The 23,747-nt window shown below is 64.9% G+C and carries 27 protein-coding genes; 18 read left to right on the top strand and 9 right to left on the bottom strand.

Annotated elements, in window-relative coordinates; all coding sequences use genetic code 11:
• Positions 1-93 precede the first annotated feature (93 nt).
• The 17 genes from secY to CK944_RS10410 all read left to right on the top strand — a co-directional run bounded on the left by secY (position 94) and on the right by CK944_RS10410 (position 15,310).
• Positions 94-1,464, top strand: a complete 1,371-nt coding sequence (gene secY, locus CK944_RS10490; protein ID WP_103173014.1) for a preprotein translocase subunit SecY — start codon at positions 94-96, stop codon at positions 1,462-1,464.
• Positions 1,465-1,499: 35 nt separating this feature from the next.
• Positions 1,500-2,171 carry an adenylate kinase gene (locus CK944_RS10485; RefSeq protein WP_103173013.1) on the top strand — a complete coding sequence of 224 codons (672 nt, stop codon included), beginning with the start codon at positions 1,500-1,502 and terminating at the stop codon, positions 2,169-2,171.
• Positions 2,172-2,323: 152 nt separating this feature from the next.
• Complete coding sequence (gene rpsM / locus CK944_RS10480) at positions 2,324-2,692, top strand: 30S ribosomal protein S13 (protein ID WP_103173012.1); 369 nt, start codon at positions 2,324-2,326, stop codon at positions 2,690-2,692.
• Between the two features lie 12 nt (positions 2,693-2,704).
• A complete protein-coding gene (gene rpsK / locus CK944_RS10475; protein WP_089386342.1) occupies positions 2,705-3,094 on the top strand; it encodes a 30S ribosomal protein S11 in 390 nt (129 codons plus the stop codon).
• 116 nt (positions 3,095-3,210) lie between these two features.
• The gene (locus tag CK944_RS10470) at positions 3,211-4,227 is read left to right on the top strand and encodes a DNA-directed RNA polymerase subunit alpha (RefSeq protein ID WP_103173011.1); all 1,017 of its coding nucleotides are present in this window, start codon (positions 3,211-3,213) and stop codon (positions 4,225-4,227) included.
• Between the two features lie 120 nt (positions 4,228-4,347).
• Entirely contained in the window at positions 4,348-4,767 is a 420-nt protein-coding gene (rplQ, locus tag CK944_RS10465; RefSeq protein ID WP_103173010.1) for a 50S ribosomal protein L17, read from the top strand.
• A gap of 310 nt (positions 4,768-5,077) precedes the next feature.
• On the top strand, positions 5,078-5,689 hold the full coding sequence (locus CK944_RS10460; RefSeq protein WP_103173009.1) for an autoinducer binding domain-containing protein: 612 nt from the start codon (positions 5,078-5,080) through the stop codon (positions 5,687-5,689).
• Positions 5,690-5,751: 62 nt separating this feature from the next.
• Complete coding sequence (locus CK944_RS10455) at positions 5,752-6,342, top strand: acyl-homoserine-lactone synthase (RefSeq protein ID WP_103173008.1); 591 nt, start codon at positions 5,752-5,754, stop codon at positions 6,340-6,342.
• 48 nt (positions 6,343-6,390) lie between these two features.
• Positions 6,391-7,707: a replication-associated recombination protein A gene (locus CK944_RS10450; protein ID WP_103173007.1), complete on the top strand. Its 1,317-nt coding sequence runs from the start codon at positions 6,391-6,393 to the stop codon at positions 7,705-7,707.
• A gap of 31 nt (positions 7,708-7,738) precedes the next feature.
• Positions 7,739-8,098 (top strand): CrcB family protein, encoded by a 360-nt coding sequence (locus tag CK944_RS10445; protein WP_103173006.1) that lies wholly within the window; start codon positions 7,739-7,741, stop codon positions 8,096-8,098.
• Entirely contained in the window at positions 8,095-9,150 is a 1,056-nt protein-coding gene (locus CK944_RS10440) for an RluA family pseudouridine synthase (protein ID WP_103173005.1), read from the top strand. The genes CK944_RS10445 and CK944_RS10440 overlap by 4 nt, the downstream gene beginning before the upstream one ends.
• Entirely contained in the window at positions 9,147-9,803 is a 657-nt protein-coding gene (locus CK944_RS10435) for an HAD-IA family hydrolase (protein WP_103173004.1), read from the top strand. The genes CK944_RS10440 and CK944_RS10435 overlap by 4 nt, the downstream gene beginning before the upstream one ends.
• Positions 9,800-10,513 carry an ATP12 family chaperone protein gene (locus tag CK944_RS10430; protein WP_103173003.1) on the top strand — a complete coding sequence of 238 codons (714 nt, stop codon included), beginning with the start codon at positions 9,800-9,802 and terminating at the stop codon, positions 10,511-10,513. The genes CK944_RS10435 and CK944_RS10430 overlap by 4 nt, the downstream gene beginning before the upstream one ends.
• A gap of 158 nt (positions 10,514-10,671) precedes the next feature.
• Complete coding sequence (locus CK944_RS10425; protein ID WP_103173002.1) at positions 10,672-11,688, top strand: amino acid ABC transporter substrate-binding protein; 1,017 nt, start codon at positions 10,672-10,674, stop codon at positions 11,686-11,688.
• 110 nt (positions 11,689-11,798) lie between these two features.
• Complete coding sequence (locus CK944_RS10420) at positions 11,799-13,055, top strand: amino acid ABC transporter permease (RefSeq protein WP_188715186.1); 1,257 nt, start codon at positions 11,799-11,801, stop codon at positions 13,053-13,055.
• Between the two features lies 1 nt (position 13,056).
• Complete coding sequence (locus tag CK944_RS10415; RefSeq protein WP_103173000.1) at positions 13,057-14,511, top strand: amino acid ABC transporter permease; 1,455 nt, start codon at positions 13,057-13,059, stop codon at positions 14,509-14,511.
• A 10-nt stretch (positions 14,512-14,521) separates the two neighbouring features.
• Positions 14,522-15,310, top strand: a complete 789-nt coding sequence (locus tag CK944_RS10410; RefSeq protein ID WP_103172999.1) for an amino acid ABC transporter ATP-binding protein — start codon at positions 14,522-14,524, stop codon at positions 15,308-15,310.
• A gap of 70 nt (positions 15,311-15,380) precedes the next feature.
• On the opposite strand, the gene CK944_RS10405 is transcribed toward CK944_RS10410, so the two are convergent.
• The 9 genes from CK944_RS10405 to rpmH all read right to left on the bottom strand — a co-directional run bounded on the left by CK944_RS10405 (position 15,381) and on the right by rpmH (position 21,988).
• Positions 15,381-15,899: a histidine phosphatase family protein gene (locus tag CK944_RS10405; RefSeq protein WP_103172998.1), complete on the bottom strand. Its 519-nt coding sequence runs from the start codon at positions 15,897-15,899 to the stop codon at positions 15,381-15,383.
• Between the two features lie 74 nt (positions 15,900-15,973).
• Positions 15,974-16,873 carry an acetylglutamate kinase gene (gene argB / locus CK944_RS10400; protein ID WP_103172997.1) on the bottom strand — a complete coding sequence of 300 codons (900 nt, stop codon included), beginning with the start codon at positions 16,871-16,873 and terminating at the stop codon, positions 15,974-15,976.
• Between the two features lie 78 nt (positions 16,874-16,951).
• Positions 16,952-17,602: a ribosome biogenesis GTP-binding protein YihA/YsxC gene (gene yihA / locus CK944_RS10395; protein ID WP_103172996.1), complete on the bottom strand. Its 651-nt coding sequence runs from the start codon at positions 17,600-17,602 to the stop codon at positions 16,952-16,954.
• On the bottom strand, positions 17,599-18,360 hold the full coding sequence (locus CK944_RS10390) for an MOSC domain-containing protein (RefSeq protein ID WP_103172995.1): 762 nt from the start codon (positions 18,358-18,360) through the stop codon (positions 17,599-17,601). The genes yihA and CK944_RS10390 overlap by 4 nt, the downstream gene beginning before the upstream one ends.
• Complete coding sequence (gene yidC, locus CK944_RS10385; protein WP_103172994.1) at positions 18,357-20,186, bottom strand: membrane protein insertase YidC; 1,830 nt, start codon at positions 20,184-20,186, stop codon at positions 18,357-18,359. Before yidC ends, CK944_RS10390 begins: the two co-directional genes overlap by 4 nt.
• A 99-nt stretch (positions 20,187-20,285) precedes the next feature.
• Entirely contained in the window at positions 20,286-21,164 is an 879-nt protein-coding gene (gene ttcA / locus CK944_RS10380) for a tRNA 2-thiocytidine(32) synthetase TtcA (RefSeq protein ID WP_103172993.1), read from the bottom strand.
• Complete coding sequence (gene yidD, locus CK944_RS10375; RefSeq protein WP_103172992.1) at positions 21,148-21,411, bottom strand: membrane protein insertion efficiency factor YidD; 264 nt, start codon at positions 21,409-21,411, stop codon at positions 21,148-21,150. The genes ttcA and yidD overlap by 17 nt, the downstream gene beginning before the upstream one ends.
• Positions 21,408-21,809, bottom strand: a complete 402-nt coding sequence (rnpA, locus tag CK944_RS10370; RefSeq protein ID WP_103172991.1) for a ribonuclease P protein component — start codon at positions 21,807-21,809, stop codon at positions 21,408-21,410. The genes yidD and rnpA overlap by 4 nt, the downstream gene beginning before the upstream one ends.
• Before the next feature lie 44 nt (positions 21,810-21,853).
• Positions 21,854-21,988, bottom strand: coding sequence for a 50S ribosomal protein L34 (gene rpmH / locus CK944_RS10365; RefSeq protein ID WP_103172990.1), 135 nt, complete (start codon positions 21,986-21,988; stop codon positions 21,854-21,856).
• Between the two features lie 261 nt (positions 21,989-22,249).
• Between rpmH and CK944_RS10360 the strand changes: the two genes are divergently transcribed.
• Positions 22,250-23,671, top strand: a complete 1,422-nt coding sequence (locus CK944_RS10360; protein WP_103172989.1) for a HAMP domain-containing sensor histidine kinase — start codon at positions 22,250-22,252, stop codon at positions 23,669-23,671.
• The last annotated feature ends 76 nt before the right edge of the window (positions 23,672-23,747 follow it).

The following is a 23,747-nucleotide window of genomic DNA, read 5'->3' as shown; positions in this document are numbered from 1 at the left end:
TGCGCGCCCCATAGATAGCGAACAGGTTTTCCTGGCGCCGCCGGTCCCCGGAAACGGGTCGGCGGCGCTGTCATGACACGGGACGTAAAACACATGGCGTCAGCCGCAGAACAGATGGCCGCGAACCTTTCATGGAGCGCATTCGGCAAGGCCACGGAACTTCGCCAGCGTATCTGGTTCACGATCGGCCTGCTGATCATCTATCGCCTGGGCACCTATATTCCCGTGCCGGGCATCGACGGCGCGGCGCTGCGCAACTTCATGGACCAGGCCCAGTCGGGCATCGGCGGCATCCTGTCGATGTTCACCGGCGGCGCGCTTGGCCGCATGGGTGTCTTCGCCCTGGGGATCATGCCCTATATCTCGGCCTCGATCATCGTGCAGCTTCTGACCTCAATGGTGCCTTCGCTGGAACAGCTGAAGAAGGAAGGCGAGCAAGGGCGCAAGAAGATCAACCAGTACACCCGCTATGGCACCGTGGCCCTGGCGCTGTTCCAGGCTTACGGCCTGGCGAAGTCGCTGGAAGCCGGCGGCCTTGCGCATGATCCGGGCCTGTTCTTCCAGGCATCCGTGGTCATCACCCTGGTCGGCGGCACCATGTTCCTGATGTGGCTGGGCGAACAGATCACCGCACGCGGCATCGGCAACGGCATCTCTCTGATCATCTTCGTGGGCATCGTCGCGGAAATTCCGGCGGCCTTGGCCAGCTTCTTCGCGCAGGGCCGGTCGGGCGCGATCTCGACCCCGGTGATCCTGGGCGTGATCGTGATGGTTGTTGCCGTGATCGCCTTCGTGGTCTTCATGGAACGCGCGCTGCGCAAAATCCGCATCCAGTACCCGCGGCGCCAGGTCGGCATGAAGATCTATGACGGCCAGTCCAGCCACCTGCCGATCAAGGTGAACCCGGCGGGCGTCATCCCGGCGATCTTCGCGTCCTCGCTGCTCTTGCTGCCGATCACGATCTCGACCTTCTCGGGCAACCAGACGGGTCCGATCATGTCCACGATCCTGGCCTATTTCGGCCCGGGCCAGCCGCTTTACCTGATCTTCTTCGCGGCGATGATCGTCTTCTTCGCCTATTTCTATACCCAGAACGTCAGCTTCAAATCCGACGACGTGGCCGAGAACCTGAAGAACCAGGGCGGCTTCATCCCGGGCATCCGTCCGGGCAAGCGGACCGAGGAATACCTGGATTATGTCGTCAACCGCGTGCTGGTGATCGGCGCGGCCTATCTGGCGGCGGTCTGTCTGCTTCCCGAAATCCTGCGCCACCAGTGGTCGATCCCGTTCTACTTCGGCGGAACCTCGGTCCTGATCGTGGTGTCGGTGACGATGGACACGATCAACCAGGTGCAAAGCCATCTTCTGGCGCATCAGTACGAAGGCCTGATTGAGAAATCCCAACTGCGTGGTAAACGCAAAGAGGGAAGCGCAAAGCCGCGTCGCGCACCGTCGCGCCGCTAACGGCCCCAAGGGCTGACGAGGGGGACAGACCTTAGATGACGATCAATATCATTCTGCTGGGACCGCCCGGTGCCGGCAAGGGAACCCAGGCCCGCAAGCTGGTCGAGGAACGCGGGCTGGTGCAGCTCTCTACCGGCGACATGCTGCGCGCGGCCCGGTCTTCGGGAACCGAGATGGGCAAGCGCGTGGCCGAGGTCATGGACCGGGGCCAACTTGTCACCGACGAGATCGTCATCGGCCTGATCCGCGAAAGACTGTCGGAAGGCGGCAACGGCTTCATCTTCGACGGCTTCCCCCGGACACTGGCGCAAGCCGACGCGCTTGGCCAGTTGCTGGACGAGACCGGCATGGTGCTGGACGCCGTGGTCGAGATGCAGGTGGATGACGAGGCCTTGGTCCGCCGCATCACCGGCCGCTATACCTGCGGCAACTGCGGCGAGGTGTATCACGACGAAACCAAGCCGGTTGCAAAGCAAGGGGTCTGCGACGTCTGCGGATCGACCGACCTGAAGCGGCGTGCCGACGACAACGAGGAAAGCCTGAAGACGCGGCTTCTGGAATACTACAAGAAGACCTCGCCCCTGATCGGCTATTACTATGCCAAGGGGAAGCTGGCGCCGGTCGACGGTCTTGCCGCCATGGATGATGTGGCCGCACAGATCGAGACCGTCCTGCCCGCGTCAAGCGAAATCGCGACCGGCACTTGACGCCACAGTCAACGGCCTTTAAGTCACGTCATCTCGCAAGAGAATCACCCTTCAGGGGTGGACCATCAGCGGCCCGAAGGCATGGCTTTCGGGCCTTCCGTTGTGAAAAAAGGTTCCGGTGCTACGGAACCGCAACCGATAAAGGATAACGCGTGGCTCGTATTGCTGGCGTCAACATTCCGACCGGGAAACGCGTCCCGATCGCACTGACCTATATCCACGGCATCGGCCCGATGTATGCCGAACAGATCTGCGAAGCCGTCGGCATCGACCGCGCGCGCCGCGTCAACGACCTGTCGGACGCCGAAGTTCTGCAGATCCGCGAATACATCGACGCCAACCTGACCGTCGAAGGCGACCTGCGTCGTGAAACCCAGATGAACATCAAGCGGATGATGGACCTGGGTTCGTATCGTGGCTTGCGCCACCGTCGCGGCCTGCCGGTCCGCGGTCAGCGCACCCATACCAATGCCCGCACCCGCAAGGGCCCGGCGAAGCCCATCGCTGGCAAGAAGAAATAAGGGGTAACGGATATGGCACGCGACAAGACCCGCATGAAGCGCAAGGAACGCAAGAACATCGCCACCGGCGTTGCGCATGTGAATTCCAGCTTCAACAACACGAAAATCCTGATTTCCGACGTGCAGGGCAACGCGATCTCGTGGTCGTCCGCCGGCACCATGGGCTTCAAGGGCTCGCGCAAATCGACCCCCTATGCCGCCCAGATGGCCGCCGAAGACGCAGGCCGCAAGGCACAGGAACACGGCGTCCGTACGCTGGAAGTCGAAGTCCAGGGCCCCGGTTCAGGCCGTGAATCGGCGCTGCGCGCGCTGGCCTCGGTTGGCTTCAACATCACCGCGATCCGCGACGTGACGCCGATCGCGCATAACGGCTGCCGTCCGCCGAAGCGCCGCCGCGTCTGATTTTCAGATGATGCTTACCCGGACCGCGCGGCTTCGCGCGGTTCGGTCTTTACGTTTTCAACCTCGGGCGTTTCCGGCCAAGGACATGGGCCGGGGACAAGAATGGAGGCAAACGCATGATCCACAAGAATTGGGCCGAGCTGATCAAGCCGACTCAGCTGGTCGTCAAGCCGGGCGCGGATGCCACCCGCACCGCCACGCTGGTCGCCGAACCGCTGGAACGTGGTTTCGGCCTGACCCTGGGCAACGCGCTGCGCCGCGTGCTGCTGTCGTCGCTGCAGGGCGGGGCCATCACCTCGGTCCAGATCGACAACGTCCTGCATGAATTCAGCAGCGTCGCCGGCGTCCGCGAGGACGTTACCGACATCGTCCTGAACCTCAAGGGCGTGACGCTGAAGATGGACGTGGAAGGGCCCAAGCGCCTGACCCTGTCCGCCAAGGGCCCGGGCGAGGTCAAGGCCGGCGACATCCAGGAAACGGCCGGGATCACGGTGCTGAACCGCGATCACGTCATCTGCCACCTGGACGACGGCGCGGACCTGAACATGGAACTGACCGTGCAGACGGGCAAGGGCTATGTCGCCGCTGACAAGAACCGCCCCGAGGATGCGCCCATCGGTCTGATCCCGATCGACGCGATCTTCTCGCCGGTCAAGCGCGTCAGCTATGAAGTCACGCCCACCCGCGAGGGGCAGGTGCTGGACTATGACAAGCTGACGATGAAGATCGAGACCGACGGTTCGCTGACCCCGGAAGACGCCGTGGCCTATGCCGCGCGCATCGTCCAGGACCAGTTGTCGGTCTTCGTGAACTTCGACGAACCCGAATCGGCCAACCGCCAGGATGCCGAGGATGGCCTGGAGTTCGATCCGCGCCTGCTGAAGAAGGTGGACGAGCTGGAGCTGTCGGTCCGTTCGGCCAACTGCCTGAAGAACGACAACATCGTCTATATCGGCGACCTGATCCAGAAAACCGAGGCCGAGATGCTGCGCACCCCGAACTTCGGCCGCAAGTCCTTGAACGAGATCAAGGAAGTGCTGTCGGGCATGGGCCTGCACCTGGGCATGGATGTCGTGGACTGGCCGCCAGAGAACATCGAGGATCTGGCCAAGCGGTTCGACGACCAGTTCTGAAAGATAGCGTAGGGTGCGTGCTTGCACGCACCTTGCGACATATGGGCATCCCGCCCCAAGGAGAGCGGCCCGCACGCATGGGCCGCCGGACAAAGCAAAAGACGTAAACGGAGAATCATCATGCGTCACGCCCGTGGCTATCGCCGCCTCAACCGCACCCACGAACACCGCAAGGCGCTGTTCGCCAACATGGCCGGCTCGCTGATCGAGCACGAGCAGATCAAGACGACCCTGCCCAAGGCCAAGGAACTGCGCCCGATCATCGAAAAGCTGATCACGCTGGCCAAGCGCGGTGACCTGCACGCCCGCCGCCAGGCTGCGGCGCAGCTGAAGCAGGACCAGTATGTCGCCAAGCTGTTCGAGGTGCTGGGCGCCCGCTACAAGGACCGCCAGGGCGGCTATGTCCGCGTCCTGAAAGCCGGCTTCCGCTATGGCGACATGGCGCCGATGGCGATCATCGAATTCGTGGATCGCGACGTTTCGGCCAAGGGTGCCGCCGACCGCGCCCGCGTCGAGGCCGAGGCTGCCGACGCCGAATAAGCGTTCCTCGCGACCGAATCAGACGCCCCGCAGCCAATCCGGTTGCGGGGCGTTTTCCGTAGTGCTGTGACAAAATGCACGAATTTTGCGACGTTCGGTAAATTTCATGATAGCCTGAGCAGCCTCTTGCCGTTCATCTGCCGTCAAGGGCATCGCCAGCAGTTGTTGGCAAAGATCGACAGGCAATGCCCGGACTCCGTGGGAGGGCCGCATAGGCGGGATCTCCTGTCCCATTAAGGATATGGCAACTATTATTTGTCAGAACTACTTTGGTCGTTGACGGTTCAAAACGCAATTTGTCTAAAAAGTCATGTCATCTCGCGCCGATATCAATGCTGGTCTTAGAAAGTTGGGGAAGCTTGCTCCGGCAGGCTATTTCGTAGGCCTGCACATACGCTTTGCCGCCCCCTTGATGCAGTTCCAGACCTATGCCGAGGAATGGTCGGAATTCTATTCCCAGAACGGCTATGCGCTGCGCGATCCGACGATTGCCTGGGGCTTTTCCACGACCGGCGCCTGTCGCTGGTCCAGCCTGCCGATCCCCGATCCTTTCAACATCCTCAAGGACGCAGCGGACCACGGCCTCACCTTCGGACTGACGGTGTCCTATGGTCCGATCAATTCCCGCACCATCGCCAGTTTTGCGCGCGGCGACCGGGAATTCAGTGATGACGAGATCGCCGAGATCTCGACCACGGTACGTCGGCTTCACGATTCGACGGAGCCGCCGGCGAGCCTGACCAAGGCTCAGAAAGAAGCCCTTCGTTGCGTCGCGGAGGGTGATCGTCATGCGGCAGCGGCAGCCAAACTTGGCATTACCGAAAGCGCGTTCAAGGCCAGGCTGATTTCGGTCCGCGAAAGACTGAAGGCACGCACGACCGCCGAGGCGCTGCAACGGGCCAAGGAATACCGTCTGCTCTAGGCGTTCGCCCAGGGGATCCGGGACGCGAGGAGGGGCTGTCCTTACACCCCAGGAGTATGACAATGCAGACGACCACGCTTTCCTTTTCGAACCTTCACAACCATGGCGAATTGTTCGCCAATCTGTTCCGCGCCCGCAAGCAGAGCTTCATCATCCAGAAGAACTGGGATCTGCCCGAGGCCGAAGACATGGAATTTGACCAGTACGACACGCCGCAAAGCCGCTGGATCGCCGTCCACGACAAGGGCGAGGTTCTTGCGGGCTTCCGCCTGACCCCCACCACGGCGCGCTGCGGCATCTACAGCTACATGATCCGCGACGCCCAGAAGGGCATCCTGGGCGGGTCGATCCCGCAGGATCTGCTGGATGCCGAGGCGCCGGTCGATGATCAGGTCTGGGAATGTTCGCGCGTGTTCGTCAGCCACGACATCCCGCAGATGTATCGCCGCAAGGTCCACTTCAAGATGGTCGAGGCCATGACCGGTTCGGCCCGCGAACTGGGCGCCACGCGTCTGATCGCCCTGACCGGGGCAAGCTGGCCGCGGTGGTACGGCCGCTGCGGCCTTGACGCCGAGGCGATCGGCCGGGTGATGTGGATCGACGACGCCCATTTCCAATGCGTCGCCATCAGCCTGGCCCCGAAGATGCATTGATGGCGGGGGCTGTTCGCAGCCGTTCTGCCGCCTTACACTGACGGCATCATGCCCGATCTGTTCGACGCCAATCCCTTGCCCGGCCCGCCCCCGTCCCCTTCGGTGCGGCCCTTGGCCGATCGCATCCGCCCCGTGCGCATGGGCGACGTGATCGGCCAGGACAAGGTGCTTGGACCGGACGGGCCGCTGGGTTCGATGCTGGCGTCCCGCAGCCTGTCGTCCCTCATCCTCTGGGGACCACCGGGTGTCGGCAAGACGACCATCGCCCGCCTTCTGGCGGATGAAACGGATCTGGCCTTCGTGCAGATCAGCGCCATCTTCTCGGGCGTGCCGGAACTGCGCAAGGTCTTCGAGACCGCGAAACTGCGCCGCCAGCAGGGGCGCGGCACGCTGCTGTTCGTGGACGAGATCCACCGCTTCAACAAGGCGCAGCAGGACAGCTTCCTGCCGTACATGGAGGACGGGACGATCCTTTTGGTCGGTGCGACGACCGAGAACCCGTCCTTCGAGCTGAACGCCGCCTTGATGTCGCGGGCGCAGGTGATCGTCCTGGAACGCCTGTCGTTGCGCGACCTGGAACTGCTGGCGCAGCGCGCCGAGCGCGAACTGGGCCGCAAGCTGCCCCTGACCGCCGAGGCGCGCGAGGCGTTGCTGGAAATGGCCGATGGCGACGGCCGCGCCGCGCTGAACCTGATCGAGCAGGTCGCGGCCTGGAAGACCGACAAGCCCATCGACCAGCCCGCCATGGCGCAGCGGTTGATGCGGCGTGCGGCGAAATACGACAAGTCGGGGGACGAGCATTACAACCTGATCTCGGCCCTGCACAAATCGGTGCGTGGCAGCGACCCCGACGCGGCGCTTTACTGGCTGTCGCGGATGCTGGAAGGAGGCGAGGATCCGCGTTATCTGGCGCGCCGCATCACCCGCATGGCCGTCGAGGATATCGGCCTGGCCGATCCTGCCGCGCAGCGCCATTGCCTGGATGCCTGGGCGCTTTATGAACGGCTTGGCAGCCCGGAAGGCGAACTGGCCCTGGCGCAGGCGGTGATCTATCTGGCGCTCGCGCCGAAATCGAACGCGGGCTATGTCGCCTACAAGGCCGCCCGGGCCGAGGCGCGGCGCACAGGCAGCCTGATGCCGCCCGCCCATATCCTGAATGCGCCGACGAAGATGATGAAGGATCAGGGCTATGGCGCGGGCTATGCCTATGACCACGACGCCGAGGACGGCTTTTCGGGCCAGAACTATTTCCCCGACGGGATGAAGCGGCCGGTGCTGTATGTCCCGGTGGAACGGGGTTTCGAACGGGAACTGAAGAAGCGGCTTGACTGGTTCGTGTCGCAGCGGCTGAAGCGCGGCAGTTGACTTTGGCCGCGCGGGACCACAGAGACGCGCCATGAACCCCTATCTGCAAGTCGCCATTGGCGGGGCCATCGGGGCCACCTGCCGCTTTTCGCTGTATCGCATGATGCCGCTGGCCTGGCAGGCCACGCTGCTGGTCAATGTGCTGGGCAGCTTTGCGATGGGGATTCTGGCCGCCGCCTTCGTGCACCGTCTGGGCGATGCCTGGGCACCCCTGGCGCTGACGGGCGTGCTGGGCGGCTTTACCACCTTTTCGGCCTTTTCGCTGGATGTGGTGACGCTGTGGGAACGGGGGCAGGGCGTAGGGGCGTTCGCCTATGTCGGGGCTTCGGTCCTGTTGTCGCTGGCTGCCGTCGTGGCGGGGCTGGCCTTGGGACGAGGAATATGGGCATGAGCGGTGTGCAGACCATGCGGGTCGGCGGGGACGAGGGCGAGCAGCGCCTGGATCGTTGGCTGAAGAAGAAGTTTCCCCATCTGAACCAGATCGCGATCGAAAAGCTGTGCCGCACCGGCCAGATCCGCGTGGACGGCGGCCGGGTCAAGCCCGCCACGCGCGTCGAGACGGGGCAGGAGGTTCGCATCCCACCGCTGCCCGATGCCCAGCCCGCCGCCGAGCGGGCGAAGGAACGTCCGCTGGGGCCGCGCGTGACGGACACGGACGCGCAGATGATCCAGGCCGCGGTCCTGTGGAAGGACGAACACATCATCGCCCTGAACAAGCCGCCGGGCCTGCCGTCCCAAGGCGGCAGCGGGCAGGGCGACCGGCATGTGGACGGGCTGACGACCGCGCTGATGTTCGGCTTCAAGGACCGGCCGAAGCTGGTGCATCGGCTGGACAAGGACACCTCGGGCGTGCTGCTGCTGGCGCGCACCGACCGCATCGCCCGTGCCCTGTCCGAGGCGTTCCGGGCGCGCACCACGCGCAAGATCTATTGGGCGGCGGTGGCGGGCGTGCCCCATCCGCGCATGGGCACGATCCGGTACGGGCTGGTCAAGGGCGGGGCCGGGCGCGGCGACAACGAAAAGATGATCGCCGTCCACCCCCGCGACATCGACAGCACCGAAGGCGCCAAGCGCGCCACCACCGACTATGCCGTCCTGGACGCGCTGGGTACGCGGGCCAGCTGGTGCGCGCTGGTGCCGATCACCGGGCGGACGCATCAGTTACGCGCGCATATGGCCCAACTGGGCCATCCCATCGTGGGCGACGGAAAATACGGCGGCTCGGGTCAGGAAAACCTGGGCGACGGCTGGGGGGCCCAATTGGGCGGAGAGATCAGCCGGAAGCTGCACCTGCACGCCCGCAGCATCAGCTTCGACCACCCGATCACCAAGAAGCGCGTCACGCTGACCGCGCCCTTGCCCGACCATATGGCGAGAACCTGGAAGACGCTGGGCTGGCATGAAAACGACGTGCCGGACGATCCTTTCGCGGATATCGAATGAAGCTGGTCGTCTTCGATGTCGATGGCACGCTGGTGGACAGCCAGCACCATATCCACGGGGCCATGACGGCCGCCTTCAAGGGTGCGGGGCTGGCCCCCCTGCCGCGCGAGGCGGTGTTGCAGATCGTCGGCCTGTCGCTGCCCGTCGCGGTGGCGCAACTGGCGCAGGGGCATGACGGGGAGACGCAGGCGCGGATCGTGGAGGGATACCGCGCGGCTTTCATGCAGGCCAGGCTGGTGCAACCGGCGCCGCTTTACCCCGGTGCGCTGGACTGCCTGGACGTGCTGGCCGGGCGAGACGACATCCTGCTGGCCGTGGCGACGGGCAAGTCGCGGCGCGGCCTTGCGGCGATGATCCAGGCGCATGGGCTGGAGGGGCGATTTGTCAGCCTGCAGACGGCGGACGATCATCCGTCGAAGCCCCATCCGGCGATGCTGCTGGCCGCCCTGGCCGATACTGGTGTTGCCGCCACGGATGCGGTGATGGTCGGCGACACCAGTTTCGACATGGACATGGCCCGGGCGGCGGGAATGACCGGCTTTGGCGTCGGCTGGGGTTATCACGCGCCGGACCTGCTGACGGGTTCGGGGGCCGCGCTTGTCGCGGCGGATTTTGCGGATTTGGGCCAGGCACTGGCAAGGTGGGCAGCATGAGCGAATGGAAAGCGCGGCGGTTCTGGAAGGCATCCTCAGTCAGGCCCGCCGGTGACGGGTTCGAGGTGGCGTTGGACGACCGTCCCCTGCGAACCCCCGGCAAGCTGCCGCTGATCCTGCCCACGCCCGGATTGGCGGCGGCGGTCGCGTCGGAATGGGACGCCCAGGCCGATGTGATCGACCCCAACACCATGCCGCTGACCCGCGCTGCGAATTCCGCCATCGAAAAGGTGACGCCGCAATTTGGCGATGTGGCGGGCATGCTTGCCGAATATGGCGGCACCGACCTGCTGTCCTATCGCGCCGACCAGCCTGCCGAACTGGCCCGCCGCCAGGCCGAGGCCTGGGATCCCCTGGTCGATTGGGCCGCGACCGAGTTGCGCGCGCCCCTGCGCATCACCCATGGCGTCATCCCCATCGCCCAGGACCGCCAGGCGCTTGCGCGGCTGCGCGGCCATGTCGAGGCCCTGGACCCCTTTGGCCTGACGGCGCTGCACGATCTGGTGACGCTGCCAGGATCGCTGGTTCTGGGCTTGGCCGTCATCCGCAGCCGAATCGATGCCTCCGAGGCTTTCCGCATCTCTCGCATCGACGAGGATTTCCAGGCCGAGCAATGGGGCCAGGACGACGAGGCGCGCATTGCTGCCGAAAGCCGCAGGGCTGCGATGCTGGTTGCCGAACGGTTCTGGCATCTGTCGCGCCTCAGTTGAATGTGCCTGCATCCTGGGCGTCACGCTTGACGCATCGGGAAGGATCGGCACTATGTTGCCTATGAGGCGCTTGTCCTGGCGCCCATTGAAAAGTCCGGCCGACAAGGTCCGGGCGTCGTCCCGACACAGCCGGGACGGCATCCAACAAAGGGGTAAACATGAAGACTTCGATTTTCCTGGGCACTGTCGCCGCCGCCACGCTGATGGCCGGTGCGGGCATGGCTGACACGCTGGCCGATGTGAAGGCGCGCGGTGAATTGAACTGCGGCGTCAATACGGGCCTTGTCGGCTTTGCCGCGCCGGATGCGAACGGCAACTGGACAGGCTTCGACGTCGATTTCTGCAAGGCCGTCGCCGCTGCCGTGCTGGGCGATGCGACCAAGGTGAAATACGTCCCCACCACCGGCCAGACCCGCTTCACGGCGCTGTCCTCAGGCGAGGTGGATCTGCTGGCCCGAAACTCGACCTGGACCTTTTCGCGCGACACCGACCTGAAGCTCGATTTCATCGGCGTGAACTATTATGACGGCCAGGGCTTCATGGTCCGCAAGGATCTGGGCGTGACCTCGGCCAAGGAACTGGACGGCGCGACCGTCTGCATCCAGACCGGCACCACGACGGAACTGAACCTGGCCGATTACTTCAAGGCCAACAACATGGCCTATCAGCCGGTCAACATCGACAGCAACGCCGAGGGCGAGCAGCAATACATGGCCGGCGCCTGCGACGCCTATACGACCGACGCGTCGGGCCTTGCCGCCACCCGCGCCGCCTTCGCCGATCCTGAAAACCACATCATCCTGCCCGAGATCATCTCGAAGGAACCGCTTGGGCCGGCGGTGCGCCATGGCGACAACAACTGGGGCGACATCGTCCGCTGGACGCTTTACGCGCTGATCGCGGCCGAGGAATACGGCGTCACCTCGGCCAATATCGGGGAACTGACGACCTCGTCCCAGAATCCCGAGGTTCAGCGCCTGCTGGGCGTGACCGACGACCTGGGGGCGATGATCGGGCTGGACAAGGAATGGGCCAAGCGCGCCATCATGGCCAGAGGCAACTATGGCGAAATCTTCGCCGCCAATATCGGCGAACAGACCCCCATCGGGCTGGCACGCGGCCTGAACGCCCAGTGGACGCAGGGCGGCCTGATGTACGCGATGCCCTTCCGCTAAGGGATCGCCACGACCGAAGGGGGCGCATCTGCGCCCCTTTCCCATAATGAAAAGACCGGTCGCGACAAACGCTGCCACATAAGGCATGACCGGCCACAGGGGTAAAATTCATGACGGACATGTCAGCGCCGGGGAATCCACCATTCCGGCCAAGCATGCTGATCTATGATCGGCGCTATCGTTCGATGACCTTCCAGGTGATCGTGTTCATTCTGGTGATGGCCCTGGCCTGGTGGCTGGTCAACAACACCATCCGCAACCTTGCCGCGCTGGGCAAGGATTTCAACTTCGGCTTCCTGTGGCAGCGTGCGGGCTATGACATCCCGCAGACGCCGATCCCCTATACCTCGGACGACACGCATTTCCGCGCCGCCATGGTGGGCCTGCTGAACACGCTGATCGTGTCGATCCTGGGCTGCATCGCCGCGACCTTCGTGGGCATCATCGCGGGCGTGGCGCGGTTGTCGAACAACTGGCTGATCGCGCGGCTGATGACCGTCTATGTCGAGGCGTTCCGCAACGTTCCCCTGTTGCTGTGGATCCTGATCGTCTTTGCGATCTTCACCGAGGTGATGCCGCCGCCCAATGCCTTCCGGGGCGACGATCCTGCCGCATCTATGATCCTGTTCGACCATGTGGCGCTGACCAACCGCTATACCGCCATCCCGACGCTGGCGATGACCAACGATCCGGGCAGCCTGGATCTGGGCGCGAGGATCACCATCAGCTGGGCCACCATCGCCTTTGTCGTGGTCCTGATCGGCGGCTGGATCGTGCGCCGCATGATCGGCGCTTGGGCGCAGCGGGTGCAGGACCAGACCGGCAGCCGCCCCACCACCTGGTGGATGAGCCTGGCCGTGATGACCGTCCCGTCGCTGCTGCTGATCTGGTTCTTCGGCCTGCATTTCGAGGCGCCCGAACTGCGCGGCTTCAACTTCGCGGGCGGGCTGAACGTGCAGAACGGGCTGGTCGCGCTGTGGCTGGCCCTGACGCTTTACACCGGGGCCTTTATCGCGGAAATCGTGCGCGCGGGCATCCTGGCCGTCAGCCGCGGACAGTCCGAGGCCGCCTTTGCCTTGGGCCTGCGTCCCGGCCGGACCATGAACCTCGTGATCCTGCCCCAGGCATTGCGGGTGATCATCCCGCCGCTGATTTCCCAATACCTGAACCTGACCAAGAACAGCTCGCTGGCGATCGCCGTGGGCTACATGGACATCAAGGGCACGCTGGGCGGCACCACGCTGAACCAGACGGGTCGAGAGCTTGAGGCGATCCTGCTGATGATGGGGGTCTATCTGGTCCTCAGCCTGATCATCTCGGCCGGGATGAACATCTTCAATTCCCGCGTCAAGCTGAAGGAACGGTGAGATGAGCGATACCCATGCCCAGACCGTTCCCTTTGTCCGCGACACTATGCTGCCCCCGGCAGAGCCGCCCATAAAGGAGGCCGGCGCGATGCGCTGGCTGCGCGAAAACCTGTTCTCGGGCCCGGTGAACACGATCCTGACCATCCTGGGCATCCTGATCGTCTGGTTCCTGGTCAGCCATTTCTGGGACTGGTTCGCCCATTCCGTCTGGAACGCCGCCAGCCTGTCCGAATGCCGCCAGATCATCGCGGAAACCTGGGGCGAGGGGGCGCGCGGCGCCTGCTGGGCGGTGATCCGCGAACGCTGGAACCAGTATGTCTATGGCTTCTATCCGCCCGCGCTGTATTGGCGGCCCACCATGGCCTTCGGCCTGCTGTTCGTGGCGCTTGCCCCGGTGCTGTTTTCGGAAGCGCCGGGGATCCGGCGGATCGTGCTGGGCCTGACCACGGTGCTGACGCTGTGGCTGATGGTCGCCCTGGGTGCGCCTGCGGCCTGGCTGGTCTTTGCCGCCATCGTGCTGGTCGGCGCGCTGGCGATTTCGGAGCGGCATGTGTCCTGGCTGCTGGTCTTTTCCGTCCTTTATCCGCTGATGGGGGTCTGGTTCCTGTGGGGCGGATCCGCCTGGGGGCCGATCATGGTGCTGGTCGGACCGGTGCTGGGATGGATCGCCTGGCGGGTGATGCATCCCCTGTCCGGCATGGTGGCGGTCATCGCCGCCCTGGTGATCCCGGTGCTGTGGTGGGTCGGCTATGCGGGCGAGGCCGCGCGGGATGCCGAAAGCATCGTTTCATTCGCGATCCCGGCCGTCGCATCCGACCGGTTCGGGGGCTTCCTGCTGTCGATCACCATCGGTATTTCCGGGATCGCGCTGTCCCTGCCGCTGGGGATCGTGCTGGCACTGGCGCGGCGGTCGGACATGTTCCTGGTGAAATCGCTGGCGGTGATCTTCATCGAATTCATCCGGGGCGTGCCGCTGATCGCGCTGCTGTTCGTGGCATCCCTGCTGCTGAACTATTTCCTGCCGCCCGGCACCAATTTCGACATCATCCTGCGCGTGATCATCATGGTCACGCTGTTCGCCGCAGCCTACATGGCCGAGGTGATCCGGGGCGGGCTTGCCGCCCTGCCCAAGGGCCAGTACGAGGCCGCCGACGCCCTGGGCCTAGATTACTGGAAGGCGCAGCGGCTGATCGTGCTGCCGCAGGCGCTGAAGATCTCGATCCCCGGCATCGTGTCCACCTTCATCGGCATGTTCAAGGACACCACGCTGGTAACCTTCGTGGGCCTGTATGACCCGCTGAAATCCATGTCCGACGCGGTGCGCGCCAGCACGTCCTGGAAGGGCATCTACTGGGAGCCTTATATCTTCGTCGGTTTCATCTTCTTTCTGATCTGCTTCGCCATGTCGCGTTATTCGATGTATCTCGAACGCCGTCTGGCCCGCGACCACAGGTAAGGACACCGCCATGAGCGAAACCATCACCCGCCCCATCGACCGCAGCCATATGCTGGTTAGCGACGAAATCGCGATCGACATCCGCAACATGAACAAGTGGTACGGGACATTCCATGTGCTGCGCGACATCGACCTGACCGTGCATCGGGGCGAACGCATCGTGATCGCCGGTCCGTCGGGGTCGGGCAAGTCCACCCTGATCCGCTGCATCAACCGGCTTGAGGAACATCAGGCCGGCCATATCGTCGTGGACGGGATCGAACTGACCAACGACATCAAGAACATCGACAAGGTGCGGTCCGAAGTGGGCATGGTGTTCCAGCACTTCAACCTGTTCCCGCATCTGACGGTGCTTGAGAACTGCACCCTGGCGCCGATCTGGGTGCGCAAGGTGCCGCGCCGCCAGGCCGAGGAAACGGCGATGCGCTTTCTGGAAAAGGTCAAGATCCCCGAACAGGCACACAAGTATCCGGGCCAGTTGTCGGGCGGTCAGCAGCAGCGCGTGGCCATCGCCCGGTCGCTATGCATGCAGCCCAAGATCATGCTGTTCGACGAGCCGACATCCGCCCTGGACCCCGAGATGATCAAGGAAGTCCTGGACACCATGATCGAGCTGGCCGAAGAAGGCATGACCATGCTGTGCGTCACGCATGAGATGGGCTTTGCCCAGGCGGTGGCGAACCGGGTGATCTTCATGGACCAGGGCCAGATCGTCGAGCAGAACGAGCCGCGCGAGTTCTTCAACAATCCCAAGTCGGAACGCACCAAGCTGTTCCTGAGCCAGATCCTGGGGCATTGACGGAAAGCCGGGGGCGCTTCGCCCCCCGGACCCCCCGAGGATATTTAAGCACAGAAGATGGTGGCGCGCGTCAGCCCCGACCGTCGAGGCGGACGAAGTCCATCACGCTGCCTTGGCCGGGTTCCACCTGGCTCCACTCATCCACCTGGAAATCCACGACCAGGGTGGCGCCGGTCGGATAGCGGCGGAAATCCGGGTCCAGCGGCAGGCGCGCGGGCAGAAGCGCCGCCAGTTCCGAGATCCCGGGGTTGTGACCGATCATCATCACCGTCGGATGGGTGGCGGTCTTCAGGATCGACAGCATCCTGTCGGGACCGGCCTGGTAAAGCCCCGCCTCGATCCGCACCATCGGCCGAACCTCCAGCGCCGCGCTGGCCACCATGGACCAGGTTTCCTGGGTGCGGGCGGCGGACGAGCACAGGACCTCCTCGGGCTCGTACCCGCGCGAGGCCAGCCAGTCGCCAAGCGCCCGGGCCGACCTGCGGCCCCGGTCGTTCAGCGGGCGGTCGTGATCGGGCAGTGCCGGATCATCCCAGGCCGACTTGGCGTGGCGCGTCAGGATCAGCCGTCGATGTCCAAGCGGTGTCATGTGCAGGCAGCCCCCGTTTTCAGCCAATATGGGCGCAGCCTGCCATTCCCCCGCGCGTTCGGCAAGGCGTGGTCTTACAACGACGCGTCGCCTTGCCGCAGGCCGCGTGGCCGGGTGCTGGGCGGGGTGGACCGGATCAGGCTGCCCGCCCCATGTTCGGTGAACAGTTCCAGAAGGCTGGCGTTGGGCACGCGCCCGTCCAGGATCACCACGGCCCGCACCCCGTCCTGCAGCGCCTTCAACGCGGTTTCCGTCTTGGGGATCATGCCGCCCGCGATGGTGCCGTCGGCGATCATCTCGCGCACCTGATCGGGGTGAAGCTGGGTCAGGACCTCTCCGTTCTTGTCCTTGACGCCCGCCACGTCGGTCAGCAGCAGCAGCCGGTCGGCGCGCAGCGCGCCGGCGATGGCGCCCGCGGCGGTGTCGCCGTTGACGTTGAAGGTCTCGTTGTCGGCCATGCCGGTGGCGACGGGGGCGATGACCGGGATCAGGCCCGCCTTGTAAAGATCGCGGATGATCTGGACGTTCATTTCGACTGGGCGGCCGACGAAGCCCAGTTCGGGGTCGTCCGCCTCGCAGACCATCAGGTCGTCGTCCTTGCCGCTGATGCCCACGGCGCGGCCGCCCGCGTCGTTGATGGCTTGGACGATGCGCTTGTTGACCAGGCCCGACAGGACCATTTCCACGACCTCCACCGTTTCCTTGGTGGTCACGCGCTTGCCGCGCACGAAGGTGCTTTCGATGCCCAGCCTGCCCAGCAATTCGTTGATCATCGGGCCGCCGCCGTGGCAGACGACAGGGTTCATGCCCACCTGCTTCATCAGCACGATGTCGCGGGCGAATTCGGCCATGGCGTCATCGTCCCCCATGGCATTGCCGCCGAACTTCACGACGACGACCGCGCCGGAATAGCGTTGCAGATAGGGCAGGGCCTCGGACAGGGTTCTGGCGGTGGCGGTCCAGTCGCGGTTCATGTTCTGCGTTCTCATCCTTGAAGGCCCTTTTTCGACGGGCGGACCCTAGGACGCTGCGCCGGATCAGTCCAGACGGGTTCAGTCCAACCCGGCGATGATCGCGCGGAGGGTGGCGATCCCCTGGCCCTTTTCGGACGAGGTCACGACGATCTGCGGGAAGGCGGCCGGATGCTTTTGCAACTCGGTCTCGACCTGTTCCAGAACGGGCTTGATCGCGTTCGGACCCAGCTTGTCGGCCTTGGTCAGCACGACCTGGAAGGGGACGGCGGACTTGTCCAGCAGGGTCATGATCTCGTGATCGACGGGTTTCACGCCGTGGCGCGAATCGATCAGGCAGAAGGCCCGGCGCAGCGTCGGACGGCCGGCGAGATAGTTCTTGAGCAGGGCCTGCCACTTGGCGACCACGGCGACGGGCGCCTTGGCGAAGCCATAGCCCGGAAGGTCCACCAGATAGCTGTGTTCGCCCAAGGTGAAATAGTTGATTTCCTGCGTCCGGCCCGGCGTGTTCGAGGCGCGGGCCAGGCCCTTGCGGCCGGTCAGGGCGTTGATCAGGCTGGACTTGCCCGCATTGCTGCGGCCCGCGAAGCAGACCTCGGGGCGGTCGGCGGGGGGCAGGCCGTCCATCGCGACCACGCCCTTGAGGAAATCGACTGGGCCAGCGAACAGCAGGCGCGCGGCCTCGGCCACATCCGCTTCGGGTTCGGGGGCGACGGGGAAGGCGACCTTCATGCCGTCACCTCATCGCCCAGGGTGACGGTCCCGCCGGTCACGACCTCGGCGAAGATGCCGAAGTCGGTATGGCCGTAAAGGCGTTCCAGGCTGTCCAGCATGTCGATGTCGTTTTCCCCGGTGTCGGTATTGGCGCTTGTCGCCTCGCAGCGGCCGATATGCTGGGTGACGCGCAGTTCCACGCTGCCGATGCTGATGACCTGGCCGATCAGCGCACGCTCGGCCCAGGGCTGCCAGCCGTCGATCCACAGATTGCCGCGCCAGCGGTGCAGGCCCAGCGTCCGGCCGGTGCGTTCCTCAAGATCGGCAAGGCTTGCCAGCGACAGGATCGAGATCCAGGGCCATTTCTGGTCGGTCCAGATCGCCGCCCCGCGCACGAGGCGGGTGGGTGCCGGGGCATGGGCGGGCCAAAGCGGGCGCAGCCATTCGACAAGGCGGTCGCCCTGGGTTTCCGGGTCGATATCCAGATCGGCCTGCGTCGGTTGGCGCAGCACCAGACGGCCGTCCGACCAGCCGCCGCTGATCGCTTGGACCTGCGGCGACTGGACGCCGCGCACGAAGCAGGACTTGGGCAGCCAGCGGTCGGGCTGTCCCGCCGTCTGGCTGGCCTGGGCGTTCCGTTCGCCCGCTTCGGTCAGGACCGCCCATTCGCGGTCGCCGGGCAGGCGGCGCGCCGGGGCCAGGGTCACGCTGTCCAGCCCCTCTCCGCCGATCGACTTGATCGGATGGCGGCGGATATGGGCCAGACGCGCCGTCACTTGCTGTCCTTCTTGGGACGCGACGGGATCGAGGACTTGATGTTGCCGAACAGGTCGGGCCGGTGGCCGTGCATCGACATGATCGTGTATTGCTGCGCGATGGTGATCAGGTTGTTGGTGATCCAGTAGAGCACCAGGCCCGAGGCGAAGCCGCCCAGCATGAACATGAAGATCCAGGGCATCCAGGCGAAGATCATCTTCTGCGCGGGATCGGCCGGGGTCGGGTTCAGGCGCTGTTGCAGCCACATGCTGATGCCCAGGACGATGGCCAGCGCCGGCAGCGACAGCGAATGCAGCAGCGTGCCTTGGGCGGGCGGCGCGAAGGGCAGCAGCCCGAACAGGTTCAACAGCGACGAGGGGTCCGGCGCGGCAAGGTCGTGGATCCAGCCGATCCAGGGCGCGTGGCGCAGTTCGATGGTGACGAAGATCACCTTGTAGAGCGCGAAGAAGATCGGGATCTGCAGCAGCACCGGAAGGCAGCCCGCGGCGGGATTCACCTTCTCGCGCTTGTAAAGCTCCATCATCTCCTTCTGGAACTTCATGCGGTCGTCGCCCGTCCGTTCCTTCAGCGCCTCCATCTGGGGCTGCAGTTCCTTCATCTTCGCCATCGAGATGTAGGACTTGCGCGCCAGCGGGAAGACCAGCGTCTTGAGGATGAAGGTCAGCGCGATGATCGACCAGCCCATGTTGCCGATCATGCCGTGCAGCCAGTGCAGCAGGCGGAAGATCGGCTTGGTCAGGAAATAGAACCAGCCCCAGTCGATCGAATCCACGAAGCCCTGGATGCCGGGATTTTCCTGATAGGCGTTGATGGTTTCCCAGACCTTCGCCCCCGCGAACAGATAGCTGTCGGCGGAAACCTGGGTGCCCGGCGCGACCGTCTGCATCGGATAGCGGGCTTCGGTCTGATAGATGTCCGCCCCTTCGGCGTATTTCACGACCGAGGTGAAGGCCTGGCCCGGCGCAGGGGCCAGCGTGGTCATCCAGTACTTGTCGGTGAAGCCGATCCAGCCGTTGTTCGTGACCTGCGTCACTTCGGCCCGACCCTCGCGTTCCACGGGGTCCAGTTCGGCGATGTTGTCGTATTTCAGTTCGGTCAGCGTGCCGTCCGACATCCCCACCGCGCCTTCATGCAGCACGAAGAAGTTCTGCGTGTCGGGGTGGCCATGGCGCGCGATGATGCCATAGGGCGCGGCGGTGAAAGCCGCGTCGCCGTTGTTCTGCAAGGCATGGCTGACGGTGAACAGGTAATCCTCATCCACCGAGAAGGTGCGGCGGAAGATCTGGCCCGCGCCGTTGTCCCAGGCCAGCGTGACCGGCTGACCGGGGGCCAGCGTATCGCCCGATTCCACCGTCCAGATGGTCGAAGGGCCGGGAACCAGTGCGGCATCGACGCCCGGTCCGGGGGTCCAGCCATAAACGGCATAATAGGGTTTCGCGGCGCCCGTCTGGATGGCGTCAGTGGCGGTGGCGGACGCCGGCGACAGGAGGCGGACGTTGGGCGAATTGTCGTCCAGCGTCTCGCGGTATTTCACCAGCAGCAGGTCGTCGATCCGGCCACCGGCCAGCGAGATCGAGCCAGACAGCGAAGGCGTCTGGATCTGGACCCGTCCGGCCTGCTGGGCGGCAGGTGCCGCAGCGCCCAGGTCGGCGGGCAGGGTGCTGCTTTCCGGATTGGCCAGCGGCACGTCCTGGGTCTGGGTTTCCACCGCGACCGGCTGTTCCGTGGGCACGGGCGGTTCGGGCGCAAAGACCGTGTACCAAACCAGGATCACCAGGAACGACAGGACCGTCGCCAGGATCAGATTGCGGTTGTTGTCTTCCATCGCTTACCAGCCTTCTCGCGTCCGTCGCGCCGCTTCAACAGAAGGGGCGCTTAAAGGTCAAGCGGATTTGGCCCAGGGGACCAGCCACCGCAGCGTTCGTCACGCCTCTCGCAGGCGCGGGATGTCGTCGGGCGATGCCGCCGCGCCGCCTGGAAACAGCGCGGCAAAGTCGAACAGCTTCGGGTCCAGAAGATGCGACGGGCGCACGTTCATCAGCGCCCGGAACATCACCTGCCGACGGCCCGGCGTGCGGGATTCCCATTCGTCCAGCAGGCGTTTCACCTGCACGCGCTGCAGCCCTTCCTGGCTGCCGCAGAGGTCGCAGGGAATGATCGGATAGTTCATCGCGCGCGAAAACCGCTCGCAATCGGCCTCGGCCACATAGGCCAGGGGGCGCAGCACGGTCAGGTCGCCGTCCTCGTTCAACAGCTTGGGCGGCATGGTCGCCAGCCTGCCGCCGTGGAACAGGTTCATGAAGAAGGTTTCCAAGATGTCGTCGCGGTGATGGCCCAGCACGACGGCGGAACAACCTTCCTCGCGCGCAATGCGATACAGGTTGCCCCGGCGCAGGCGCGAACACAGCGAACACATCGTGCCGCCCGGCGCGATCTTGTCGGTGACGATGGAATAGGTGTCCTGGTATTCGATCCGATGCACCACGCCGCGTTCGGTCAGGAACTTCGGCAGCACGGTCGCCGGGAAGTTCGGCTGGCCCTGGTCCAGGTTGCAGGCCAGCAGGTCCACCGGCAGCAGCCCGCGCCATTTCAACTCGTGCAGCACCGCCAGCAGGGTATAGCTGTCCTTGCCGCCCGACAGGCAGACCAGCCAGCGGTCGCCGGGCCGGATCATGCCGTAATCCTCGATCGCGGCGCGGGTTTCGCGGACCAGCCGCTTGCGCAGCTTGCGGAACTCGGTCGAGGAAGGCGCGCCCGCGAACAGCGGGTGAATCTCGCCCAGGTCGTCAGTGTCGTCCAGCATGGGACTGCCTTTCGTGGTCTGGATCGGCCCCCGGCACCGGGTCATAGCCCGCGCCGCCCCAGGGATGGCAGCGTCCGATGCGCCGGGCCGCCAGCCAGCCGCCGCGGATGGCGCCGTGGCGCGACAGCGCGTCAAGCGCATAGGCGGAACAGGTCGGCTGAAAGCGGCAGGCATGGCCGACCCAGGGGGACGCGACCAGGCGATAGGCGCGCACCGGCAGCGCGACAAGATGGGCCAGCGGGGTCATGGATGGATCTTCCGCAGCGCGGTGGACAGGTCGCGGCACAGGTCGGCGAAGTCGCGGTCGATCGTCGCCTGGGGGCGGCCAACCAGCACATAATCCCACCCCAGCCGCGCGCCTTCGGGCAGGTGCAGGCGCGCGACCTCTCGCAACCGCCGCTTGGCGCGATTGCGCATCACGGCATTGCCGATCTTCTTGGAACAGGTGAAGCCCACCCGGAAGGGCAGCCCGTCGCCACGGTCGCGGGCTTGCAGCAGAAAGCCGGGCGTGCCCTGGCGCAAGGCCCGCGAGGCCGCAAGGAAATCGGCGCGCTTGGCAATGATCGGGGGCATCGACATGCGAAATGCCGCCGTGCCGTCATCCACGGGTCGCGCTTCGGCAACGGGATGGGGCAGGGGCGGCATGGGCAGAAGCCTTGGGTCCGGCGGGATGAACCCGCCGCAAGGGATCAAGCCGACAGACGCTTGCGGCCCTTGGCGCGGCGGGCGTTCAGCACGCGACGGCCACCGCTGGTGGCCATGCGGGCGCGAAAGCCGTGGCGACGCGCACGAACGAGGTTCGAGGGTTGATAAGTGCGCTTCATGGTCAGTCTCCGGGGTCGTGTTTGCGGGTGGCGGGCGGTGACGCGGGATGGCAAGATGCCACCCTGCGCGCGGACGCGCCGGTTGTTCGAAGCCCGCTGGATAGATCAGACGATCCCCGCCGTCAACCGATAAGGCGCATAATCGTGCAGACCCCTTTATCCCTTGTCAGGAACCTGCGACAGATCACATTCGTTTGATGTGCAAACCGAGCCGGTCAGGCTGAAACACGCGCCATGCCGGGCGCTGATGATCAAGATTACATGAAACTGAATACGATCTCTGGCCGATTCGCCGCACTGACGATCATCTTCGTCATGCTTGCCGAAGTGCTGATCCTTCTTCCGGCACTGGCCAGCTTCCGGCTGGACTATCTCGAATCGCGGCTGGAACGCGGGCAGATCGCCAGCCTTGCGGTGCTGGCATCGGACGAATCGCTGGCCGACGACCTGGAATCGGAACTGTTGCAGAATGCCGGGGTCTTCAACGTCGTCCTGCGGCGCAACGACATCCGGCAGCTTGTCCTGCAGTCGAAGCTTCCGGGACCAGTGACCGAGACCTATGACCTGCGAGAGCAGGGGGTGGTCCAGTCCATCGACGACGCATTGCGCGCCCTTCTGGATCGCAGGAACGAGGTGATCCGGGTGATCGGCGCCCCTGTCAACCAGGCGGGCCAGCTGATCGAGATCACGATGGAAACCGAGTCGCTGCGGGCCAGCATGATCGACTTCGGCCTGCGCTTGCTGCTGCTGTCTGCCGCCTTCTCGATCCTGACGGCGATTCTGCTGAACCTTGCCGTGCAGCGGCTGGTCCTGGTGCCGATCCGCCGCGTCATCAGCCACATGGTGTCCTATGCCCAGGCGCCCGAGGATCCGCGCCACATCATCACCCCCGACGCCAGGCTGGCCGAACTGCGCGATGCCGAAGCCGCGCTGGAGGCGATGCAGAAGACCGTGACCTCGTCGTTGAAGCAACGCGAACGCATGGCCCAGCTTGGCGAGGCGGTCGCCAAGATCAGCCATGACCTGCGCAACATCCTGACAACCGCCCAGATCTTTGCCGACCGGCTGGAAGACAGCGGCGATCCCAAGGTCCGGCGCGCCGCGCCCAAGCTGGTCAACTCGATCAGCCGCGCCGTGAACCTGTGCGAGACGACCCTGGCCTTCGGTCGGGCCGAGGAACCCGCGCCCACCTTGTCCCGGTTCAACCTGGCGCAACTGGCCGCCGAGGTGATCGAGGCCGAAACCCTGGCCGGCAGCGAAGGCCCCAGGGTCGAGTTCCTGACCGACATTCCCCCCAGCATGACGATCCGCGCCGACCGCGACCAGCTTTATCGCGTGCTGGCGAACCTGACTCGCAATGCCCGCCAGGCCATCGAGGGCACGGGCCTGCCCGGCACGGTGGAGATCGGCGCGGGCGAAAGCGACAGCGACTGGTGGATCCGCGTGGGCGATACGGGGCCGGGCCTGCCGGAAAAGGCCCGCGAATACCTGTTCAAGCCCTTCGCGGGCAGCGCGCGCAAGGGCGGCACCGGCCTGGGGCTGACCATCGCCGCCGATCTGGTGCGCGGCCATGGCGGCCGCCTGGATCTGGTCCGCAGCGACAGCGAGGGCAGCGAGTTCATGATCCATATCCCCCGTGACATGGCGATCCTGCCCATGCGCCGCATGGCCGGGGGACGATAAAATCACGAAGACGGCGTTTTTTCCGCCGACCCCTCTTGCGTCCCCCCGAACACCCGTCTACATGACCGCCCTACGA

Origin of the sequence: Paracoccus sp. SY (assembly GCF_002901215.1) — a bacterium.
Classification (GTDB): Bacteria; Pseudomonadota; Alphaproteobacteria; order Rhodobacterales; family Rhodobacteraceae; genus Paracoccus; species Paracoccus acridae.
This window is presented reverse-complemented; position numbering and strand designations above follow the sequence as displayed.

Bases quoted from the DNA above. Each gene is read 5' to 3' on its own strand.
- CK944_RS10360 (WP_103172989.1), top strand. From the start codon at position 22,250: ATGAAACTGAATACGATCTCTGGCCGATTCGCCGCACTGACGATCATC.
- argB (WP_103172997.1), bottom strand. From the start codon at position 16,873: ATGAACCGCGACTGGACCGCCACCGCCAGAACCCTGTCCGAGGCCCTG.
- CK944_RS10435 (WP_103173004.1), top strand. From the start codon at position 9,147: ATGAAGCTGGTCGTCTTCGATGTCGATGGCACGCTGGTGGACAGCCAG.
- rpsK (WP_089386342.1), top strand. From the start codon at position 2,705: ATGGCACGCGACAAGACCCGCATGAAGCGCAAGGAACGCAAGAACATC.
- CK944_RS10455 (WP_103173008.1), top strand. From the start codon at position 5,752: ATGCAGACGACCACGCTTTCCTTTTCGAACCTTCACAACCATGGCGAA.
- ttcA (WP_103172993.1), bottom strand. From the start codon at position 21,164: ATGCTGGACGACACTGACGACCTGGGCGAGATTCACCCGCTGTTCGCG.
- CK944_RS10410 (WP_103172999.1), top strand. From the start codon at position 14,522: ATGAGCGAAACCATCACCCGCCCCATCGACCGCAGCCATATGCTGGTT.
- yihA (WP_103172996.1), bottom strand. From the start codon at position 17,602: ATGAAGGTCGCCTTCCCCGTCGCCCCCGAACCCGAAGCGGATGTGGCC.
- secY (WP_103173014.1), top strand. From the start codon at position 94: ATGGCGTCAGCCGCAGAACAGATGGCCGCGAACCTTTCATGGAGCGCA.
- CK944_RS10450 (WP_103173007.1), top strand. From the start codon at position 6,391: ATGCCCGATCTGTTCGACGCCAATCCCTTGCCCGGCCCGCCCCCGTCC.
- CK944_RS10420 (WP_188715186.1), top strand. From the start codon at position 11,799: ATGACGGACATGTCAGCGCCGGGGAATCCACCATTCCGGCCAAGCATG.
- CK944_RS10425 (WP_103173002.1), top strand. From the start codon at position 10,672: ATGAAGACTTCGATTTTCCTGGGCACTGTCGCCGCCGCCACGCTGATG.
- rplQ (WP_103173010.1), top strand. From the start codon at position 4,348: ATGCGTCACGCCCGTGGCTATCGCCGCCTCAACCGCACCCACGAACAC.
- CK944_RS10485 (WP_103173013.1), top strand. From the start codon at position 1,500: ATGACGATCAATATCATTCTGCTGGGACCGCCCGGTGCCGGCAAGGGA.
- rnpA (WP_103172991.1), bottom strand. From the start codon at position 21,809: ATGCCGCCCCTGCCCCATCCCGTTGCCGAAGCGCGACCCGTGGATGAC.
- CK944_RS10405 (WP_103172998.1), bottom strand. From the start codon at position 15,899: ATGACACCGCTTGGACATCGACGGCTGATCCTGACGCGCCACGCCAAG.
- yidD (WP_103172992.1), bottom strand. From the start codon at position 21,411: ATGACCCCGCTGGCCCATCTTGTCGCGCTGCCGGTGCGCGCCTATCGC.
- CK944_RS10440 (WP_103173005.1), top strand. From the start codon at position 8,095: ATGAGCGGTGTGCAGACCATGCGGGTCGGCGGGGACGAGGGCGAGCAG.
- yidC (WP_103172994.1), bottom strand. From the start codon at position 20,186: ATGGAAGACAACAACCGCAATCTGATCCTGGCGACGGTCCTGTCGTTC.
- CK944_RS10470 (WP_103173011.1), top strand. From the start codon at position 3,211: ATGATCCACAAGAATTGGGCCGAGCTGATCAAGCCGACTCAGCTGGTC.
- CK944_RS10460 (WP_103173009.1), top strand. From the start codon at position 5,078: ATGTCATCTCGCGCCGATATCAATGCTGGTCTTAGAAAGTTGGGGAAG.
- CK944_RS10430 (WP_103173003.1), top strand. From the start codon at position 9,800: ATGAGCGAATGGAAAGCGCGGCGGTTCTGGAAGGCATCCTCAGTCAGG.
- rpmH (WP_103172990.1), bottom strand. From the start codon at position 21,988: ATGAAGCGCACTTATCAACCCTCGAACCTCGTTCGTGCGCGTCGCCAC.
- CK944_RS10415 (WP_103173000.1), top strand. From the start codon at position 13,057: ATGAGCGATACCCATGCCCAGACCGTTCCCTTTGTCCGCGACACTATG.
- CK944_RS10445 (WP_103173006.1), top strand. From the start codon at position 7,739: ATGAACCCCTATCTGCAAGTCGCCATTGGCGGGGCCATCGGGGCCACC.